Here is an 18904-nt window from a genome sequence, read left to right as displayed (position 1 = left end):
ACGGTCATCTGCGCCCGCGCGTCCGCATCTGAGTTCAGCGGGTCAGCGCGTTGTCGCGGGTGCTGCCGACGAAGGCGGACCAAGCGTTTGGGTGGAAGGTGAGAGCCGGTCCGGCCTGGTCCTTGGAGTCGCGGACGGCCACGATGCTGGCAAGGTTGGTGGCGACCTCCACGCAGTCGCCGCCGTTGTCGCCGCTGCGGGTGCTCTTGCGCCATACGGCGCCGGTCAGGTCAGTCATGCCGCATCTCCCCGGAGATCCGCTTGATCATGTCCTTCGATTCTGCCTCGCTGAGGGCCAGCGCATCCAGCCCTCGCCAGACGCGCTGGTACGCGGCCAACTCGTCGGGCTTGTCGAGGTATAGCGCCCCGGTCAGCGACTCGCTGTAGACCACCGACGGTTCCGGGGCGGCACGGCCACCCTTGGTTGGGGGGAAATCGAGGATCACGAACGACCCCGCAACCGCCCCGGGCTGCGGGCCTGCTGCCAGCGGCAGCACCCTGACGCTGACGTTTGGTAGCTCGGACAGCTTGGTGAGGTGAGCGAGCTGCTCGGTCATGACCGGCGAGCCGCCAACGCCGCGCCGGAGTACCGCCTCGGACAGGACGGATTCAAGCTTGGGAGCAGCCGGCAAGCGCCGAATGAGCAATGCCTGCCGTTGAAGTCGGACCTGCACCGCCAGCTCGCGTTCTTCCTCGTTCAACATTCCGCCGAGGCGGTAGAGCGCGCGGGCGTACTCCTTGGTCTGGAGGATCCCGGGGATGAGCGACTCGTCGTAACGGCGGAGGTGGGCGGCGGCGGATTCCAGTCCTACGTACAGCTCGAACCAGTTCGGCACCGCATCGCCGTACGCGTGCCACCAGCCCTTCGACTTCGTCTCCATGGCCAGTCCGCGCATCGCCTCGGTCATCTCGGGCGACACCCCGTACAGCTCGCACATCGCTTTGACGTCGAGCACCCGGACCGGGCCCTGGCCGCATTCGAGTCGCCAGATCTTCTGCCGGCTGTATTCGAGGGCTTCGGCGGCGGCGTCGAGTGTCACGCCGGCCTCGTTGCGGAACTGCCGCAGCAGCCGACCGAGTTGCCGGCGCGGCACGGTCGATCCAATGTCGTCGGGCATCCGCACACTCCCTGGTTCCAAGGCGCAACGCTGTGTGACCTGCTCCTGCAACTCCTACGGGTTTCAGCAAAGAAAGTCAATGCACAACGACGAAATCGCGGTATGGAACGTTGCGTTCTGACTGCGGACCGTCGCAGGCTGAGCACGCTACGGCGGTCCCGTCAGGAAGGTAGGCAGACATGAACACCAGGAACGAGCGACCGAGGGCGGCGAGCGGTGGTGGCGTCGATCGCTCCGGTGCGTACACCAGTTTGTTGCCATGGCAGGTGCGTGAGCGGCGCTTCGTGCCGGTCGGGCTCGGGCGTCGCGGTCTTGACCCCGACGACGTGTACGCCTTCCTCGACCGGGTCGCCGTCGACATGGCCGCCGTCTACGCGGCCCTTGTCCAGAGTCGCCGCGAGACCGTCCGGCTCAGGGGCGAGATGGACCGCCGGCAGGCCGGAGGTCATGGTCGATGAGCCAGCGGTACGTGATCCACCTGCCCGTCGTCGCCACCGACCTGCCCGCCGCGCAGCGCCTGGCCCGGGTCATCGGACGGTGGATGCTGGTGCTGCCGATGGCGGACCCGGGGGAGACCACCGTCTCCGAGGAGGATCAGCAGTGCCTGCGCCACCGGGTCTTCTGCGATCTGCGGCTGCCCGGCGGTCGGCGTTGCCTGCTGCGCGACGGCCATGACGGCGAATGCTCTCGCCGTTTGCGCCGATGAGGGGAGCCGCCGCCGGCCGAGCGGGGCCGGCGGCGGAACCGCCGCTCAGTACGTGAAGCTCCAGAGGAAGTAGAACCCGGGGGCGTTGGGACCGTACTGGCGGTACTCGCAGTAGTACCAGCTCCACTGGCCGGTCTGGACACCCTCGCTGCCGTAGCTGTTGCAGAACTGGCCGTCGTAGTAGACGCCGCGGAGCGTGCCGCCCTGCGGGTCGGCTGCCGCCGGGGCGGCGCCGGTCCCGACCAGCCCGCCGAGTGTGAGCGTCGTCGCCACCGCCAGCGTCGCCCATCTGCGTGCGCGCATGGAGTCTCCTTCCATCATCACCGTCCACAGTGCACGTACTCCGCGCCGAGCCGCGTCCGGGACATCGAAGTTCGTGAGTGTCAGGCTATCCGCCGGTGCGGCCTTCGTAGTACGGGCCGAACGGGTGGCGCAGGAGAGTGCCGAATCCGGACCTGGCGGCGAGCGGGTCGACGACGGGTCAGGGGAACCCGGCTGAGTAGGTTGCGTCCACGAGTTCCTGGAGATGGCGGATGACGTCGACCTTGTGCTCGGTCTCCGGCAGTTGCCGTTCGCCGGCCGTCACCAGGTCGTTGCGCCAGTGGCTGACGATCTCCAGCTGTGCTGCCGGTGGGAGGTCGTCGACCCACAACGACCCGAGGTTGTTGTCGACGATCTCCTGCAAGCGGTCAGCGGTCTGCCTGTCGGAGAGACGGGCAATCAAGAACTCCAGCGTCCATTCGAACAGCCCACCCGATGAAGTCCAGTCGACGCCGGGTTTCAGCACGATAAGGCCAGCCATCATTTCCCCACGATGAATACTCGCGGACCGAGGTTTCGATCCGCGATGAACTGTTCGATCCGAGCAACCTGTTCCGGGACGAACTGCGACACGTCCACCGGTACCAGGTCAGCTTTGTGCAAGTGTCGTTCGATCTGATACTGCAGCTGGGGCCACTGGCGGTCAAAGAACTGAGGCGGGAAGTTGCCCACCGCATCGTAGGTCCGTCCGGACTCGTCCACCCAGTCGGCAGAGGAGGCCGGGGGAGCGCGGTGGAGTATGACGCCCATCTCCTGCTCCAGCCGGACCGCTGTCTCCGCCTCGGTCGGACGAAACTTCCCGGTCGCCGGATCCATGCCGAGATCGTGTATCCGTTGCTGTTCCGTCACCGCCGGCTTTGGCGGCTCGCGGGGCGGCTCAGGTTTGGGCGTGTTCCGACTCGGCGGCGATTCTGCTCTCTGCAGCCGTCCGAGCGCCTGCTTGAGCTTGTCGATGAGGTCGCTGAGCCGGCGCACCTCCGGGATCAGCCGTCGCAGGCTGGCCAGCAGTGCGCGAAGCAACCGTGCGATCCGCGCCCCCCACGACGCGACCAGCGTGGTCACCTGCTCCACGACCAGCGGCGTCGCCAGTCCGCCGGTGATGACGAGTTCGCCCGCGTACGTGATGAGGCGGGAGACGCAGGTGGCGATGGCATCGCGGACCAGGAGCCGGACGGCGGCCACCAGGCCGGCGGCGCCTTCGGTGATCGCGGCCATGGTGTCGGCGCCCAGGGCGAGGCCGGTGATGGCCTGGTGTTGTTCGGCGGCCCAGGCGCGGTAGGCGGGGCCGGCGCTGCCGCCCCAGCCGGCGACGTCGTCGCAGACAGCGCGCGCCAGTTCGGCCGCGTCCTCGCGGAGCGAGACGGCGACGTTGCGCCAGGTCTGGGCGTGTGCGGTGATCTGCGCCGGGTCGCCGGCGAGCCAGTCGAGCGCCTCGCTGAGTGGCTTGACGTGCTCGATGAGCCAGGCGATCCCGTATTGCAGGAGTGCGCCGACCGGGTCGGAGACGAACGCGAGGGCGTCGAGGCCGGCACTCACGACACCGAGGCTGCCGTCGATCCAGCTGCCGCTGCGGATGCCCTGCGCGATGAGTTCGATGTCCTCGCAGATCCACACGCCCGCCCAGGCGCTGGGCGGGGTGTCCGCCGCGACGGCGACGAGCGGGTTGGACGTCACGAACGCTGCCGCACCCCGTCGAGCGGACGCTGCCGCACCCCGTCGAGCGGGTGCTGCCGCACCCCGTCCAGCAGGTGCTTGGCATGGGCGTCGGAGGATCGATAGCGGTCGGCGCTGGTCCGCAGCTTTGCGGCGGTGTCCCGCACCGAGCCCGCAGCGGTGCCGATGCCGTCGACCAGGGTCCGCTGGAGGCCGTCGAGCAGCGTCGGCATCAGTGCGCAGAGCTGCCCGTACGCGTCGGTGCCCAACCGGACCTGCTGGCCCGCCTGCCGGGCGGTGTCGAGGCTGCCGGCGCAGTGATCGAGGCGTGCGGCGTGGGCGGTCAGGTCGTCCGGGTCGACCTGGATGCCGTCACCGCCCGGCATCGCTCGGCCCCTGGTCGTGGCTCAGCCGGTTGCGGTAGGAGTCGATGATGGCCCGGGCGCTGGCGTCGTCGCCGAGAGAGTCGGCGACCTGTCGCAACAGGTCGGCGCGTGCGGCTCTCGTGGTGTCCACGATCTGCTGGGCGGTGCGTGCCGCGGGTTGCTGCCGGGTGCGCTCGTCGAGCCACAGGTCGATCAGCAGGCCAGCCGAGTCGACGGTGACCAGGACCGTCCGGTCGGGGGTGTGGGCGGTGCCGGTCAGCTCCTGCACCCGCGTCGACAGCGCCTTTGCCCGTTCCGCCCGTTCGGCGAGCGACGACTCCCACTCGTCGAGCCGGCGTCCCGCCGCGTCGAGCGCGGCGTCGTCCGCCCACATGCTGACCCTCCCCAGGGGACCACCGCCGGCCGCCGCCAGCGAGATCACCGATACGCTACCAACCAGTCGCGTTCCGTGCATGCCTGAGACGTTCGCCTCGTGCCAATCTGCGCCACGCGGCGGTCGGGTCGAGGAAGATTGCCTCCGTGACGAGCAACAACCCACACCGCGGGTGGTCCAGCCGAACGGCCTGGCAGGGGCGGATCAACGCCCCGCTGCGCGCGTTCCTGCGCACCGAGACGGGCGGCGCACGGGTGGTGCTGGTCGCCGCCGTGGTGGCCCTGGTCTGGGCCAACCTGCACCCGTCGTCGTACGAGGCGGTGTGGCGCACCACCCTGTCGGTGCGGCTCGGCGACTGGCCCGTCTCGCACGACCTGCGCACCTGGGTCAACAGCGGCCTCATGACCTTCTTCTTCCTGGTCGCCGGGCTCGAGCTGCGCCGCGAGTTCGACATCGGCGAGCTGCGCGAGCGGCGTCGGCTGGCGTTGCCGATGCTGGCCGGGTTCGGCGGCATGCTGCTGCCGATCGGGATCTACCTGGCGATCAACGCCGGGCGTTCCACCGCGGTGGGCTGGGGCGCGGTGATGGCCACGGACACGGCGCTCGCGCTCGGGGCGCTGGCCGTCTTCGGGCCGCGCTTCTCGGACCGGCTGCGGGCCTTCCTGCTGACGGTCGCGGTCGTCGACGACCTGGTGGCGATCGCGGTGCTGGCGATCGCCTACCCGGCGCACTTCTCGCCGACCGCGCTGCTCGTCGCGGCCCTGATCTTCGCCGTCGTGGTGCTCGTCCGGACGTGGGGGCTGCGGCACGGCTGGTTCTACGCGCTGCTCGGCGTGGCGGCCTGGGTCGCGGTGTCCGAGTCCGGCGTCGACCCGGTCGTGGTGGGTCTGGTGATGGGACTGCTGACCTACGCCTACGACCCGGGCCGTAAGGACCTCCAGTGGGCGAGCGACCAGTTCCGCCTCTTCCGGGAGCAACCGACGCCCAGGCTCGCCCGGATGGCCCAGGCCGGGCTGACCGCCGCGCTGTCGCCGAACGATCGACTCCAGAGCCTCTACCACCCGTGGGCGAGCTACGTGATCGTGCCGCTGTTCGCGTTGGCGAACGCCGGGATCGTCGTCGACGGCGAGCTGCTGGGCCGGGCCGTGACCTCCCCGGTCACGCTCGGCGTGGTGGCGGCGTACGTCGTCGGCAAGCCGCTCGGCATCGTGCTCACCTCGTGGTTGGTGACCCGGCTCAGCGGCGAGCGGTTCCGGCCGCCGGTCGGCTGGGTCGCCGTCGTGGGGGTCGGCACGGTCTCCGGTATCGGGTTCACCGTCGCGCTCCTGATCGCCAGCCACGCCCTGCACGGCCCGGCGCTGGACGAGGCGAAGCTCGGCATCCTCGTCTCGACGGTGGGCGCGTCCGTCCTCACCTGGCTGCTGTTCCGCATCGTCGCCCGGCTCTCGCCGACCCGACGCGCGCGGGCGCTGCTCGGCATGGCCATGGGGATCGTCGACCTGAAACTCCCGGTCGATGAGGAGCGCGATCACCTGCGCGGGTCGCTCGACGCGCCGGTGACGGTGGTGGAGTACGGCGACTTCGAGTGCCCCTACTGTGGGCAGGCCGAGCCGGTGGTCCGGGAACTGCTGGCCGACTTCGCCAACATCCGGTACGTATGGCGGCATTTGCCGCTCACCGACGTCCACCCGCACGCGCAGCTCGCCGCCGAGGCCGCCGAGGCGGCGGGCGAACAGGGCGCGTTCTGGGAGATGCACGACCTGCTGCTCGCCCACCAGGACGCCCTGGACCCCGCCGACGTGCTGCGCTACGCCGAGCAGCTCGGCCTGGAGCTGGACCCGTTCCGGGAGCACATGGCCAAGCGGATGGGCGTCGACCGGATCGCCGAGGACGTCGAGTCGGCCGACCTCAGCGGCGTCACCGGCACGCCGACCTTCTTCATCAACGGCCAGCGCCACCACGGGGCGTACGACATCGCCGCGCTCAAGGCGGCGGTGAAGTCGGCGTTCACGAGCGCGCGGCTGCAACCCGAGTACCACCGTCGCGAGCCCGGCCAGGGCAAGGGAGCGACCCCGGACTGATCGCAATAAATGCGCTCCGACCTGCGTGAACCGTCGACACCCACGCGCTCTACGATCGCCCGCATGCGGATCGGTCCCCACGCCGTGACGCCCGCCCTCGACGTGGAATCGCTCCCGCTCACGGCGGACGCCGTGGACGTCTACCAGGATCTCCTGCGGGTGGCGCCGGTGGCGCAACGGGAGTTCCTGACCACCGCGTCGGCACCGGCCACGCGCGCGCTCGCCGGCCTGCTGAACAGCGGAGCCGTGCACCGCGACGCCGCCGGCGTGCTGCACGTCCGGCCGCCGCGTACCGCCCTGGAGAACTGGGCCGCGCAGCGGGAGCTGGAGGCCGCCCAGGCGCGTGCCGCCGCCGAGACGCTGTCCGGGCTCTACACCGCCGTGCACGGCGCCGGCGCGGCGTTCGTCGAGGTCATCGAGGGCAAGGACGCCGTCCGCGAGTTGTTCCGCCAGTTGCAGGCCGGCGCCCGCACCGAGGTACGCGGTCTGGAACGCGGACCGTACCTGCGCGACACCACCCGGGTGCCGGAGGAGGTGCAGTACGACGCGCTGCGCCGCGGCCGGCGGTACCGCTGCGTCTACGAGGGCGAGCTGTTGCACGACGAGGCGATGCTGGCCGCCGTACGCGCCACGGTCGCCGCCGGTGAGCAGGCGCGGGTCTTCCCGGAGTTGCCGCTGAAGATGATGCTCGTCGACGCCGACCGTGGCCTGGTCGTCCTGCCCCGGGCCGGCGGGGACGACGCCGACGCCGTGCTGGTGCACCGCTCCCGGTTGTTGGAGGGGCTGTCCGAGCTGTTCGAGGTGTTCTGGCGGCTCGGTGCGCCGATCCACGCCACCGCCGCCACCGCCGAGCCGGACGCCGAGCCGACGGTGGCCACCCAGCGGCTGCTCGCGCTGCTCACCGCGGGCCTGACCGACGAGGCGATCGCCCGTGACCTGGGCGTCAGCAACCGTACGGTGCACCGGCGGGTCAGCCGCCTCCAGGAGTTGCTGGGCGCGCGCAGCCGGTTCCAGCTCGGCGTGCAGGCCACCCGGCGCGGCTGGTTGTAACTGGCCGGAACCTGCCATGGCGGGTCTTCGTCACGCCGGAACGGCGGCGGCGAAACACTCCTGAGCCAGGGTGAATGCCGTTCGATCAATCGCTGTACGAGAGGACGGGACGATGCCCCATCCCACGACCGGGTCGCGCCACCCACGCCGCGTGCGCCGGCCGACCGCCCTGCTCGCCGTGACCCTGGTCGCGGCGGTCCTGACCAGCGGCGCGGCCGGCACCTCGGCCAGCGCGGCCACGGCCACCGAGCCGGACACCGCCGCCCTGGCCGCGCCGCTCGCCACCCAGCGGATCACCTGGGAGCCGTGCGGGCTGGCCGAGGTCAGCCCCGAGGACGAGGCGCAGCTCGGTCTGTCCTGCGCGACCGTCACCGTGCCCCGCGACTGGCACAACCCCCGCGACGGCAGGACGATCCAGGTCCGGATCAGTCGTACCGCCGCGTCCGGCCCCGACCGGGCGGGCATCCTCCTGGTCAACCCGGGTGGCCCCGGCGGCAGTGGCCTGTCGCTGGCGCCGTACGTGGCGCGGTCCGCGCCCGCCCTCGCCGAGCGGTACGACGTGATCGGCTTCGACCCGCGCGGGGTCGGGCAGAGCACCCCGCTGCTCTGCACGGTGACCTACCGCGACACCGACAACACCAACGACCTGATCACCCAGGCCAACGTGCGCGGCTGCCGCGGCACCGAGCTGACGAAGTACATCACCACCGAGCAGACCACGTACGACATGGACTTCATCCGGGTGCTGCTGGGGGAGCGCAAGCTAAACTACCTCGGCTACTCGTACGGCACCTGGTTGGGCACCTGGTACGCGGCGACGTTCGGCAGCCGGACCGGCCGGATGGTGCTCGACTCGGTGGCGGCGGTCGGCTCGCCCACGCTCCAGGAGACCTGGGACCTGCAACCGTTCACCCGGGACCGGGCGTTCCAGGAGCAGTTGCTGCCGTACATGGCCCGGCACGACGACCTGTACGGCCGGGGCAGCGACCCGATGAAGATCCGGGAGATGTTCGAGCGCGCGGGCGGCACCCGGGTCGGCATGGGACCGTTCATGTTCGGCTGGTTCATCCTCGGCGCGCTCTACGACACGCAGAACTACCCGACCGCCGCGGCGGCGGTGAACACGGTCATCCAGTACTACGAGGAGTGGAACGGCTGGACGCCCGAGCAGATCCTCAGCGCCGCGACCGCGAAGCTGCTCGCCGCGCCGGGCATCACGGCCGACGACCGGGCGTACATCGAGCAGTCCCGGGTCGCCGCCCAGGCGGCGCTGAAGACCCAGCGCGACCGGTCCCAGCTGGCCCAGGGCACGGACGAGTACACGTACGACATCGACTACGTCTTCGAGGTGATCCGCTGCCAGGACGGGCAGTGGAACGACAGCGTCGCGTACTGGAACGCGTTCAGCCGACGCCTCACCCGGGACGCGCCGCTGGTCGCCCCCTACCTGCAGAACCCGCCGGCCTGCGCGTACTGGCCGACCAGCAACCGGATGCCGAAGTTCGACAAGAAGACGTTCCCGAAGGTGCTGATGCTCCAGGACGAACTCGACGTGGCGACCGCGTACGAGGGTGCGCTGGCGGCGTCGAAGAAGCTGCCGGGCGCGTCGATGATCAGCGTCGACAACGAGGGCAGCCACGGTGTCTTCCCGTACTACACCCCGTGCGTGGACGACCCGGTGTACGCCTACCTGCTGGACGGCCGGCTGCCCGCCGAGACGTACACGGGTTGCCAGGCGGTGCCGCTGCCGGGCGAGAGCGCGGTGTTCGAGGTGGGCGGCAAGCTCACCGGTAAGGGCACGGTGAAGACCCGCCTGATCACCGACGACATGCGGGCGGCGAACCGCATGCTCAAGCGGATGCTGCGCACCGAGCCGGGGCCGTCGTACCCGGAGTGACGTCGCACCGGGGAGCGGGCGGCGACCTGCCGCCCGCTCCCCAGTGGATGGGACGCGCCCTCTTGACTCCCGGGAAAGATCGGGCCACCATCTGACAACGTTGTCACCACCACCCCTCGAGCACCTGACAACGTTGCCACCCTGGAGGCGCAATGTCCGAGCCATCGACCGTATCGCGGCGTACCTTCCTCTCCGCCGGAGCGACGCTGCTGGCGTCGGTCGGGGTGACCGCCGTCCTGCCGGACGCGGTCGCCGGCGCCGCGCCGTCGGCCGGCAACCCGTCGACCACCACCGACCTGGCCCGGTACCGCCCGGTGGCGGTCTCCTCGACCGACTACGCGCCGACGCCCGCCACGTTCGCCGTGGACGGCCTGCCCCAGGTCGGCGTCCGGGGCAGCGGGTGGCGGGCCGCGAACGGCGATCCCCAGTGGATCTCGGTGGACCTCCAGGCGCAGTGCCGCGTCGAGGCCGTCACCCTGGTCTTCGAGGCGACCCTCGCCGACGGGCCGTTCGACGGCAACTACACCGACACCGACGGCGACGAGATCCTCTCCAGCGCCGCGACGGCGTACCGCATCGAGGTTTCCACCGACGGCCGCGACTGGCGGTCGGTGTACGAGACCACCGACGGTCAGGGCGGCGTGCAGGCGATCAAACTCCCGCAGCCGGTCACCGCGCGCTGGGTCCGGATGACGGTCACCGGGCGGTCGAACAGCAACCCGGTCGGCCTGAACGGCTTCCAGGTCTACGGCGTCGCCCTGTCACCCCGCCCGAAGGCCGAGGGCTGGACGAGCTGGGAGGGCGGCAACACCGGCCGGGCTCCCGAACTGACCGTGGCCCCGGACGGCACCGTCGCGCTGGAATCCGGCTGGTCGCTGACGATGGACGACTTCGCCGGCACGACCGACGGCGCCGAGCTGTCCCGCGCGGGCGTCGACGTCAGCTCCTGGCTGCCGGCCACCGTGCCCGGCACCGTGCTGGGCACCCTGGTCGAGCAGGGACACCTGCCGGACCCGGTCGCCGGCTTCAACAACCTGCGCATCCCCGAGGCGCTGTCGCGGCACACCTGGTGGTACCGGCGGGCGCTGCGGCTGCCGCGCGGCCTGGACACCTCCGCCGGCCGCCGGATCTGGCTGGAGTTCGACGGCATCAACCACGAGGCCACCGTCTGGGTGAACGGCGTATCGGTCGGCAGCGTCAAGCACCCGTTCGCGCGGGCCGCCTTCGACATCACCGAGGCTCTCGCGGGCCACCGCGACCACGTCCTGGCCGTACGGGTCACCCCGATGCCGCACGTCGGCACCCCCGGCGACAAGGGGCCCGACGGCCGCACCTTCCTCCAGTCGGCCCACCACTACCTCGACGCGCCGACCTACCTGGCGGTGTCCGGCTGGGACTGGATGCCCGCCGTCCGGGACCGCGTCACCGGCCTGTGGGACCACGTCCGGCTGCGCAGCACCGGCGCCGTGGTCGTCGGTGACCCGCACGTCGAGACCACCCTGCCGAAACTGCCCGACACCGGCACGGCCGAGGTCACCATCCGGGTGCCCGTGCGCAACGCCACGGCCACCGCGACCACCGTCACCGTCCGCGCGGAGTTCGACAAGGTACGCGTCGAGTCCACGGTGACCGTCCCCGCCCACGCCTCCACGACGGTCACCTTCGCGCCGGAGCGCTTCGCGGCGCTGCGCCTGCACAAGCCCCGCCTCTGGTGGCCCAACGGCTACGGCGAGCCGCACCTGTACGACCTGACGCTCACCGCCACCGTCAAGCGCACGGTCAGCGACCGGCGTGAGCTGCGCTTCGGTGTCCGCCAGTTCGGCTACGACTGGCACCAGCCAATCGTGATCTCCCCGCCCGGCCAGCCTCCGCTGGACTTCGTCGACGGGGCCGCCACGCAGACCGTCACGTTCGACCGGCAGCACGCCCGGCACGTGCGTATCCAGGCGGGCCAGCGTGCCACCGGCTGGGGCATCTCGATGTACGCCCTGTCGGTGGCCGACGGCTCGGGCCCGGACCTCGCGCTACGCCGCGACGCGACCGCCTCGTCGTCGGAGAACGACACCAACGTGCCCGCCCGGGCGGTCGACGGTGACCCGTCGACCCGCTGGGCCTCGCAGGCCGAGGACGACCAGTGGATCCAGGTCGACCTCGGCGCGGCCGTCGACTTCGACCGGGTCACCATCGTCTGGGAGCAGGCGTACGCCCTCGACTACCGCGTCCAGGTCTCCGCCGACGGGCAGGAGTGGACGGACGTCAGGTCGGTCAGCAACGACACCCCGCTGGGCAGCCGCGCCACCCAGGTCGAGACGTTCGCCAGCCGGACCGCCCGGCACCTGCGCGTCCAGACGGGCGCGCGGGCGACGTCGTGGGGCGTGTCCATGTGGACGCTCTCGGTGCAGCGCCAGGCCGAGCCCGACGTCGACCTGGCCCTGGGCCGGACGGCCACCGCGTCGTCGTCCGACGGCGACTCCACCGGGCCGGAGCGGGCCGTCGACGGCAACCCGCGTACCCGGTGGTCCTCGAAGTTCGAGGACAACCAGTGGATCGCCGTCGACCTGGGCGCCCCGGTCGCCTTCGACCAGGTGACGATCGTCTGGGAGCAGGCGTACGCCCGCGACTTCGTCCTCCAGGTCTCCGACGACGGCAAGGAATGGACCGACGTCAAGGCGGTCAGCAACAAGATCACCGAGCTGAAGATCAGCGTCAACGGGGTGCCGGTGTTCGCCCGCGGCGGGAACTGGGGCTGGGACGAGCTGCTGCGCCGGGTGCTGCCCGACCGGCTGGCCGACACCGTCGAGATGCACCGCGACATGAACTTCACGATGATCCGCAACTGGCTGGGCAGCAGCAACCGCGAGGAGCTGTACCGGGCCTGCGACGAGCAGGGCATCCTGGTGTGGAACGACTTCTGGCAGGCCGGCGGCTTCCTGCCCAACCCGCCCGGCTACGTCGACATCGCCGCCGACACGATCCGGCGGTTCCGCCACCACCCGAGCATCGTCGTGTGGTGCGGCGCGAACGAGGGCGACCCGCCGCCGATCGTCGACGCCGGCCTCAAGCAGGCCGTCGCCACCGAACACCCGGAGATTCTCTACATCCCCAACTCCGCCAGCGGCATCGTGAGCGGACGCGGACCGTACGGCTGGGTCGACCCGACCACCTACACCGACGCGACGATCTACGAGGCCGACTCGTTCGGCTTCCACACCGAGATCGGCATGCCCGTGGTGTCGGTGGCCGAGAGCATGCGCAACCTGGTCGGCGACGCGCCGGAGTGGCCGATCGGCGAGGTGTGGAACTACCACGACTGGTCGACCATCGGTAACCAGCGTGTGGGCACGTACCAGGAGGCGATCGACGCGCGGCTCAGCGCGTCCGGATCGCTCGACGAGTTCGCCGCCCGCGCGCAGTTCGTCAACTACGAGAGCCACCGGGCCATGTTCGAGGCGTGGAACGCCAACCTGTGGCGGGACGCCACCGGCCTGCTGCTGTGGATGTCGCACCCGGCGTGGCACAGCACGGTCTGGCAGACGTACGACTACGACCTCGACGTCAACGGCGCGTACTACGGGGCCCGCAAGGGGTGCGAGCCGGTGCACGTCCAGGCCGACCCGGGCACCTGGCAGGCGCGGGTGGTCAACCACACGTCGGCGGCGCTCACCGGCGTGACGGTCACCGCCCGCCGGTACGACCTCAACGGCCGGTCGCTGGGCGCCGCCCAACGTCAACGGGTCGACGTGGCGCGCTCCTCCACGACGCCGGTGTTCGCCGTCGCCGCGCCGGACGGCGGTGGGCTGCACCTGGTCCGGTTGGAGCTGCGCGACGGCCGGGACCGGGTGCTCGCGGAGAACACCTACTGGCGTTACGACAGGCCCGAGCAGATGCGGGCGCTCACCACCCTGGCCGGTGCCCGCCTGTCGACGTCGACGAGCGGCGTACGCGTCGTGGACGGCCGGAACACCGTCACCACGACGGTCCGCAACCAGGGCCGTACGGTCGCCGCGATGGTCCGGCTCGCCGTCCGCGACGAGCACGGCCGGCGGGTCCTGCCGGCCCGCTACGACGACAACTACCTCTGGCTGCTGCCCGGGGAGACGCGTGCGGTGCGGATCTCCTGGCCGGCTCGGCCGGGCCTTGCCCGCAAGGCCACGGTGACCGCCGAGGCGTACAACGCGGCCTAGCATGTGGCGCGGGAAGGCGGCTCCGCCAGGGGTCGCCTCCCCGTGTCACCGGCCCCCAGTGAGGTGTTGTCATGTCGTTCACCACCCGACCGACCCTGCAGGGCACCTTCGGCATGGTGTCGTCGACGCACTGGCTGGCCAGCCAGTCCGCGATGGGGATCCTCGAACGCGGCGGCAACGCCTTCGACGCCGCCGTCACCGCCGGGTTCGTCCTGCACGTCGTCGAGCCCCACCTCAACGGCCCGGGCGGCGAGGTGCCGGCGATCGTGGCCACCGCCCGGGACCCGCGCCCCAGGGTGCTGTGCGGGCAGGGACCCGCGCCGGCCGGCGCGACGATCGCCCACTTCCGGTCCCTCGGCCTGGACCTCGTGCCGGGCGCCGGTCCGCTCGCGGCGGCCGTGCCGGGCGCGGTGGACGCCTGGCTCCTGCTGCTGCGCGAGCACGGCACGCTCTCCCTCGCCGAGGTGCTGGAACCGGCGATCGGCTACGCCGCCGCCGGCCACCCCCTGGTGGGCGCGGTCGGTGCGACGGTGACGGCCGTGCGGTCGCTGTTCGAGCAGCACTGGCCCACGTCCGCCCAGCTCTGGCTGCGCGGCGGCCGACCGCCGGTCGCGGGGGAGCGGTTCACCAATCCGGCGTACGCGCGCACCCTGCGCCGACTCGTCGAGGCGGGGCAGGCGGCCGGCGGCGACCGGGAGGCGCAGATCGAGGCGGCCCGCCGCGCCTGGGGTACGGGCTTCGTGGCCGACGCGATCGACGCGTTCAGCCGGCAGCCTTTCCGCGACTCCAGCGGCCGCGCACACGCCGGACTGGTCACCGGCGACGACCTGGCCGCGTACTCGGCGACCTGGGAAGAGCCGGCCACCCTCGACTGGCAGGGCTGGACGATCGCCAAGACCGGGTTCTGGGGTCAGGGCCCGGTGCTGCTCCAGGCGCTGGCGATCCTCGACGCGCTCGACGACGACGGCGCGTACGACACGGCGAGCGCCGCCGGCATCCACGCCCAGGCCGAGGCGCTGACGCTCGCGTTCGCCGACCGGGAGGCGTGGTACGGCGACAGCGCCGACGTGCCCGCCACGGCACTGCTCAACCCGGCGTACGCGCGGGAGCGGGCGGCCCTGATCGGTGACCGCGCGTCGCGGGAGCTGCGCCCGGGGAGCCCCGGGGGTGCGCAGCCGCGCCTCCCGGACCACGTCCGGTCCCGGGTGACCCACCGGCTCGACGTGCCGGACCCGACCACGGGCGAGCCGACGGTGCGGTCCGACGGGGTGACCCGGGGCGACACCTGCCACGTCGACGTCGTCGACAGGTGGGGCAACATGATCTCCGCGACGCCGAGCGGTGGCTGGTTGCAGAGTTCACCCACCATTCCGGAACTCGGGTTCCCGCTGGGCAGCCGGTTGCAGATGTGCTGGTTGCAGGAGGGTCTTCCCGCGTCGCTCGTCCCGGGCCGCCGCCCACGCACCACGCTCAGCCCGACCATGGTGCACCGTGACGGGCAGCCCGTCCTGGCCTGCGGCACGCCCGGTGGCGATCAGCAGGACCAGTGGCAGCTCCCCTTCCTGCTGCGGCACCTCGTCGGCGGCCAGCACCTCCAGCAGGCCATCGACGCGCCCGCCTGGCACAGCCTCGGCGTGCCGTCGTCGTTCTACCCCCGCGAGTCCGAGCCCGGCGTGCTGCTGGTGGAGGACCGGCTCGACGCCGCCGTGGTGACGGCCCTGCGGTCGTACGGGCACGAGGTGCGGCTCGCCGACGCGTGGAGCCTCGGTCGGCTCTGCGCCGTGTCCCGGGACCCGGCCACCGGCGTACTCGCCGCCGGGGCGAACCCGCGGGGCATGCAGGGCTACGCCTGCGGCCGGTAGCGGACGCCGGTCAGCCGCCGCGCGCGAACAGCGCGAGGCGTACCCGGTTGGGGCTCTCGGTCTTGGTCATCAGGCTGGTGATGTGGGTCTTGACGGTGGTGACGCCGATGTGCAGCCGCTCGGCGATCTCGGTGTTGGACAAACCCTCGGCGACCAGGGTCAGCACGTCCTGCTCGCGGGCGGTCAGCCCGTCGAGCTGCCGGGGCGGCGTGACGCGGGCCCGCACCGCGCGCTGGACGAGGCGGTGCAACACCTCCGGGCTGAACGGGCTGTCGCCCGCGGCGGCCCGTCTGATGCCGTCCAGCAGCTCGGCCGGCGGCGCGTCCTTGAGCAGGAAGCCGCACGCGCCGGCGCTCAGGGCGGGGTAGAGGTGGTCGTCATCGCCGAACGTGGTCAGCACCAGCACCCGGGTGGCCGGACGTTCGGCGAGGATCCGACCGGTGGCGGTGATCCCGTCGACGCCGGGCATGCGCAGGTCCATGACGACGACGTCGGGGACGAGCCGCGCCGCGAGGGTGACCGCCTCGCGGCCGTTGTCGGCCTCGCCGACGACCTCGATGTCGCTCTGCGCGTCGCACAACATGCGCAGGCCCGCGCGGATGAGGTGCTGGTCGTCGACGAGCAGAACCCGGATCACGCCGACCCCCCGGTGGTCGAGGGTGCCGGGGCCGTCCGGGGCGCGGGCAGGGTGTTCGGCAGGACGGTCCGTACCCGCCAGCCCGTGCCGGCCGGGCCCGCCTCCAGGTGCCCGCCGAGGACCTCGACGCGTTCGGCCATCCCGGTGACGCCGTGACCACCGCCGGCCGGCACCGCCGTCGACGCGTGGTGGCCGTCGACACCGCCCCCGTCGTCGGTGACCTCCCAGTGCACGGCCCCGTCGCGGACCGCCACCACCAGGCGCGCCCGTGCGGACGCCCCCGCGTGCCGTGCCACGTTGGTCAGCGCCTCCTGGGTCAGCCGCAGCACGGCCAGACCCCGTACCGCGTCGAGCGAACCGATCGCCGCGTCGACGTCGGCCTCCACGGTGATGCCGGCCTGGCGGGCCCGGTCGACGGCCGCGCCGAGCGCCGACGGGAGCGCCGCGGGCTCGATCGCGGTCAGCGCGGCGTCACCGCGTACCCCGTCGGGGTCGCGCAGCACCGCGACCAGCCGGCGCAGTTCCGACAGGGCCGCGGTGCCCGTGCCGTGCACGTCGTCGAACACCTCGCCCACCCGGGGGTCCAGGTCGGTCAGGACGTGCCGGGCCACCCCGACCCGCAGCACCATCGACGCCACATGGTGGGCGACGACGTCGTGCAGCTCGCGGGCGATGGCGGCGCGCTCATCGGCGCGCGCCGCGCGGCCCTCCGACTCCCGGCGTCGCTGCTCGGCCAGCGCCCGCTCCACGGCCTGCCGGTCCACCTCCCGGTTGGCCCGGATGACCAGACCGAGCAGCACCGGGACGCCGACCTCCAGGCCCAGCCCGACGACACCGGAGCCGACCTCACGCAGCGAATCCCCGATGCTGTCGGTCAGGTCGACAACGGCCAGCAGCCCGGCCGCCAGCCAGATCGTGCGGGAGCGACCGGCGCGCATGGCGACCTCGAGCAGGGCCCAGCTCGCGCCCACCTGGTTGATGGTGATGTCGTCGATGAGGCAGATCGCGACCGCCAGCAACGCCGCCTGCGCCGCCAGATTGACCACCGGCCGGCGGTACGCCACGAGCGCCACGGCGAACGCGGCCAGCGCGAGGCTCCACTGTGTCGACGTCGGCGCGGGGGCGGAGTGGGGCACGAAGAGCAGGTAGCCCAACCCGCTGAGGTCGAGCAGCACCATCCGCACGCGCGCGTCCCGCGCGTCGAACAGCCGCCCCCACCACCGCACGGTCGTCAGCCTAGGTGCTCGGAGTCGCCGGCAGCGACCGTCGGCCGCCACCGCGCGCGGACGCCCAGGTAGGCGGCCAGACCGAGCGGTCCGAGCAGGATGGTCAGCACCAGCACCGGTGCCATGACCAGCGCCGGTACCCCCCGTTCCCGGCTGTCCAGCCACGCCCAGCGACCCACGAACAGGTCGAACGCGATCATGTGCGCCCAGCCGGCAGCCGCGCCGTCGGGCGTGCCGAGCAGGTCGCGTACCCCGTCGAGGGTCGGCGACGCGACGGCGGGCAGCACCGTGCCGAACGCCGGCACCACCAGCAGCGCGTAGATCACCACGACCGGCAGCACGATCAGCGGCGAACCGACGATGCGAGCCGTCCACGACCAGCGCGGCAGCAGGATCATCAGCGCCCAGAACGGCGCGGCCAGCGCGAACGTCAGCGAGAACAGCGCCCCGGTCATGCCGCAAGCGCCAGTTCCGGGCGGCGGCGCGCGAGCACCAGGCCGGTGGCAGTCGCGGTCGCGACCGCCAGAGCCGCGACGACGGCCAAGGTGAGGGCGTCCGGGCGCAGCAGCGGCTGCCCGCGCAGTGCCTGCCAGGTCAACACCATCGTGAGTACGCCGTACGCGGTGCCCGCGACGACCAGCAGCCGGACGCGGGTCCGCCCGTCGAGCCGGGACGCGAACCGGGTCAGCAGCATCGCCACCAGCGGCAGGGCCTGCAGGGCATGCAACCCCACGAAGTGCCCGATCCGCAGGTCGCCGCCGGTGGTGCTCCACCCCACCACGGGCAGCCCGGGGCCGCCGTCGGCCACGCCCACGCTGTGCGCCCCGGAGACGCCCTCGATGCCCGGGTCCTGCGTCGGAAGCACCATCGGCACGGCCGCGAGCATACCGAGCAGGGACAGGCCGAGCCCCCACCCGACGGCGGTCGCGGCGACCCGGTCCGGGATTCGCCGGATCAGCAGCACGACCGCGAGGACGAGGTGCGCGACGAACAGCACCATGATCGCGGCGCCCATCACCGAGAAGAGGGCGGCGTTCAGCGCGCTGGTGTCGTTGAAGTGGCTCGTCGTACCCCGGACCACCTGCGCGACGATCACCACCATCTCCACCAGCGACAGCGCAACGATGATCGCCGCCGCCCACTCCGCGGCCCGGCTGCGGCGCGGCAGCAGCGACAGCATCCAGGCGAGCGTCGCGCCGTACAGCACGAAGGAGACCGCGAACTTGAACGGCTTGAGCCAGATCGGCGCCCCGGTGAGGACGCGGGGGTCGGCGACGATGCCGACGGCGGCGACGACGGCGAGCACCGCCATCGCGGCGACGAGGAGCATGAGCGGGCGGTTCCACTGTGTCGCCCGACGCAGAACGGTAGTCATGCCTGTAGATGCTCGTGACCGTCGCCGACGCGCGC

The 18904-nt window shown here is 72.0% G+C and carries 18 protein-coding genes; 7 read left to right on the top strand and 11 right to left on the bottom strand.

Annotation, left to right across the window (positions count from 1 at the left end; all coding sequences use genetic code 11):
- Positions 1-34: 34 nt before the first annotated feature.
- Complete coding sequence (locus AC3EN4_RS10240) at positions 35-238, bottom strand: DUF397 domain-containing protein (protein WP_435205689.1); 204 nt, start codon at positions 236-238, stop codon at positions 35-37.
- Positions 231-1118, bottom strand: coding sequence for a helix-turn-helix domain-containing protein (locus tag AC3EN4_RS10235; protein WP_435205711.1), 888 nt, complete (start codon positions 1116-1118; stop codon positions 231-233). The genes AC3EN4_RS10240 and AC3EN4_RS10235 overlap by 8 nt, the downstream gene beginning before the upstream one ends.
- A 179-nt stretch (positions 1119-1297) precedes the next feature.
- On the opposite strand from AC3EN4_RS10235, the gene AC3EN4_RS10230 reads away from it, so the two are divergent.
- Together AC3EN4_RS10230 and AC3EN4_RS10225 are read left to right on the top strand one after the other, a co-directional pair.
- Positions 1298-1576 (top strand): DivIVA domain-containing protein, encoded by a 279-nt coding sequence (locus tag AC3EN4_RS10230; RefSeq protein WP_435205688.1) that lies wholly within the window; start codon positions 1298-1300, stop codon positions 1574-1576.
- Positions 1573-1824, top strand: a complete 252-nt coding sequence (locus AC3EN4_RS10225; protein ID WP_435205687.1) for a hypothetical protein — start codon at positions 1573-1575, stop codon at positions 1822-1824. The genes AC3EN4_RS10230 and AC3EN4_RS10225 overlap by 4 nt, the downstream gene beginning before the upstream one ends.
- 45 nt (positions 1825-1869) lie before the next feature.
- Here AC3EN4_RS10225 and AC3EN4_RS10220 read toward each other — a convergent pair whose 3' ends face one another.
- From AC3EN4_RS10220 to AC3EN4_RS10200, 5 genes are all read right to left on the bottom strand, one after another.
- On the bottom strand, positions 1870-2127 hold the full coding sequence (locus AC3EN4_RS10220) for a hypothetical protein (protein ID WP_435205686.1): 258 nt from the start codon (positions 2125-2127) through the stop codon (positions 1870-1872).
- Positions 2128-2305: 178 nt separating this feature from the next.
- Entirely contained in the window at positions 2306-2629 is a 324-nt protein-coding gene (locus AC3EN4_RS10215) for a hypothetical protein (protein WP_435205685.1), read from the bottom strand.
- The gene (locus AC3EN4_RS10210; protein ID WP_435205684.1) at positions 2626-3819 is read right to left on the bottom strand and encodes a WXG100-like domain-containing protein; all 1194 of its coding nucleotides are present in this window, start codon (positions 3817-3819) and stop codon (positions 2626-2628) included. Before AC3EN4_RS10210 ends, AC3EN4_RS10215 begins: the two co-directional genes overlap by 4 nt.
- Positions 3816-4184, bottom strand: a complete 369-nt coding sequence (locus tag AC3EN4_RS10205) for a type VII secretion target (protein WP_435205683.1) — start codon at positions 4182-4184, stop codon at positions 3816-3818. The genes AC3EN4_RS10210 and AC3EN4_RS10205 overlap by 4 nt, the downstream gene beginning before the upstream one ends.
- A complete protein-coding gene (locus AC3EN4_RS10200; protein ID WP_435205682.1) occupies positions 4171-4557 on the bottom strand; it encodes a YbaB/EbfC family DNA-binding protein in 387 nt (128 codons plus the stop codon). Before AC3EN4_RS10200 ends, AC3EN4_RS10205 begins: the two co-directional genes overlap by 14 nt.
- 146 nt (positions 4558-4703) lie before the next feature.
- Between AC3EN4_RS10200 and nhaA the strand changes: the two genes are divergently transcribed.
- The 5 genes from nhaA to AC3EN4_RS10175 all read left to right on the top strand — a co-directional run bounded on the left by nhaA (position 4704) and on the right by AC3EN4_RS10175 (position 15631).
- A complete protein-coding gene (gene nhaA, locus AC3EN4_RS10195; RefSeq protein ID WP_435205681.1) occupies positions 4704-6638 on the top strand; it encodes a Na+/H+ antiporter NhaA in 1935 nt (644 codons plus the stop codon).
- Between the two features lie 63 nt (positions 6639-6701).
- Complete coding sequence (locus AC3EN4_RS10190; protein ID WP_422735245.1) at positions 6702-7688, top strand: LuxR C-terminal-related transcriptional regulator; 987 nt, start codon at positions 6702-6704, stop codon at positions 7686-7688.
- Positions 7689-7839: 151 nt separating this feature from the next.
- On the top strand, positions 7840-9585 hold the full coding sequence (locus AC3EN4_RS10185) for an alpha/beta hydrolase (protein ID WP_435205679.1): 1746 nt from the start codon (positions 7840-7842) through the stop codon (positions 9583-9585).
- Positions 9586-9737: 152 nt separating this feature from the next.
- Positions 9738-13769, top strand: a complete 4032-nt coding sequence (locus AC3EN4_RS10180; protein WP_435205678.1) for a discoidin domain-containing protein — start codon at positions 9738-9740, stop codon at positions 13767-13769.
- Between the two features lie 71 nt (positions 13770-13840).
- Positions 13841-15631, top strand: a complete 1791-nt coding sequence (locus AC3EN4_RS10175; RefSeq protein WP_435205677.1) for a gamma-glutamyltransferase family protein — start codon at positions 13841-13843, stop codon at positions 15629-15631.
- A gap of 10 nt (positions 15632-15641) precedes the next feature.
- Here the strand turns inward: AC3EN4_RS10175 and AC3EN4_RS10170 are convergent, their stop codons facing one another.
- From AC3EN4_RS10170 to AC3EN4_RS10155, 4 genes are read right to left on the bottom strand one after another with little or no spacing between them, the layout of a single operon-like run.
- Entirely contained in the window at positions 15642-16268 is a 627-nt protein-coding gene (locus AC3EN4_RS10170; protein WP_422735241.1) for a response regulator, read from the bottom strand.
- Positions 16265-17494, bottom strand: coding sequence for a sensor histidine kinase (locus tag AC3EN4_RS10165; RefSeq protein WP_435205676.1), 1230 nt, complete (start codon positions 17492-17494; stop codon positions 16265-16267). Before AC3EN4_RS10165 ends, AC3EN4_RS10170 begins: the two co-directional genes overlap by 4 nt.
- Before the next feature lie 5 nt (positions 17495-17499).
- On the bottom strand, positions 17500-17949 hold the full coding sequence (locus tag AC3EN4_RS10160; protein ID WP_435205675.1) for an ABA4-like family protein: 450 nt from the start codon (positions 17947-17949) through the stop codon (positions 17500-17502).
- Entirely contained in the window at positions 17946-18869 is a 924-nt protein-coding gene (locus tag AC3EN4_RS10155; RefSeq protein ID WP_435205674.1) for a hypothetical protein, read from the bottom strand. The genes AC3EN4_RS10160 and AC3EN4_RS10155 overlap by 4 nt, the downstream gene beginning before the upstream one ends.
- Positions 18870-18904 lie beyond the last annotated feature (35 nt).

The sequence above is a fragment of the Micromonospora sp. bgisy143 genome (genome assembly GCF_057708145.1).
The sequence above is the reverse complement of the archived record's forward strand: the minus strand, read 5'-3'. Positions and strand labels throughout refer to the sequence as shown.

What these genes read in the sequence shown, in the direction of transcription:
- AC3EN4_RS10225 (WP_435205687.1), top strand. Translation starts at nt 1,573, where the DNA reads ATGAGCCAGCGGTACGTGATCCACCTGCCCGTCGTCGCCACCGACCTG.
- AC3EN4_RS10205 (WP_435205683.1), bottom strand. Translation starts at nt 4,184, where the DNA reads ATGCCGGGCGGTGACGGCATCCAGGTCGACCCGGACGACCTGACCGCC.
- AC3EN4_RS10200 (WP_435205682.1), bottom strand. Translation starts at nt 4,557, where the DNA reads ATGTGGGCGGACGACGCCGCGCTCGACGCGGCGGGACGCCGGCTCGAC.
- AC3EN4_RS10180 (WP_435205678.1), top strand. Translation starts at nt 9,738, where the DNA reads ATGTCCGAGCCATCGACCGTATCGCGGCGTACCTTCCTCTCCGCCGGA.
- AC3EN4_RS10190 (WP_422735245.1), top strand. Translation starts at nt 6,702, where the DNA reads ATGCGGATCGGTCCCCACGCCGTGACGCCCGCCCTCGACGTGGAATCG.
- AC3EN4_RS10175 (WP_435205677.1), top strand. Translation starts at nt 13,841, where the DNA reads ATGTCGTTCACCACCCGACCGACCCTGCAGGGCACCTTCGGCATGGTG.
- AC3EN4_RS10220 (WP_435205686.1), bottom strand. Translation starts at nt 2,127, where the DNA reads ATGCGCGCACGCAGATGGGCGACGCTGGCGGTGGCGACGACGCTCACA.
- AC3EN4_RS10155 (WP_435205674.1), bottom strand. Translation starts at nt 18,869, where the DNA reads ATGACTACCGTTCTGCGTCGGGCGACACAGTGGAACCGCCCGCTCATG.
- AC3EN4_RS10235 (WP_435205711.1), bottom strand. Translation starts at nt 1,118, where the DNA reads ATGCCCGACGACATTGGATCGACCGTGCCGCGCCGGCAACTCGGTCGG.
- AC3EN4_RS10215 (WP_435205685.1), bottom strand. Translation starts at nt 2,629, where the DNA reads ATGATGGCTGGCCTTATCGTGCTGAAACCCGGCGTCGACTGGACTTCA.
- AC3EN4_RS10230 (WP_435205688.1), top strand. Translation starts at nt 1,298, where the DNA reads ATGAACACCAGGAACGAGCGACCGAGGGCGGCGAGCGGTGGTGGCGTC.
- AC3EN4_RS10240 (WP_435205689.1), bottom strand. Translation starts at nt 238, where the DNA reads ATGACTGACCTGACCGGCGCCGTATGGCGCAAGAGCACCCGCAGCGGC.
- AC3EN4_RS10160 (WP_435205675.1), bottom strand. Translation starts at nt 17,949, where the DNA reads ATGACCGGGGCGCTGTTCTCGCTGACGTTCGCGCTGGCCGCGCCGTTC.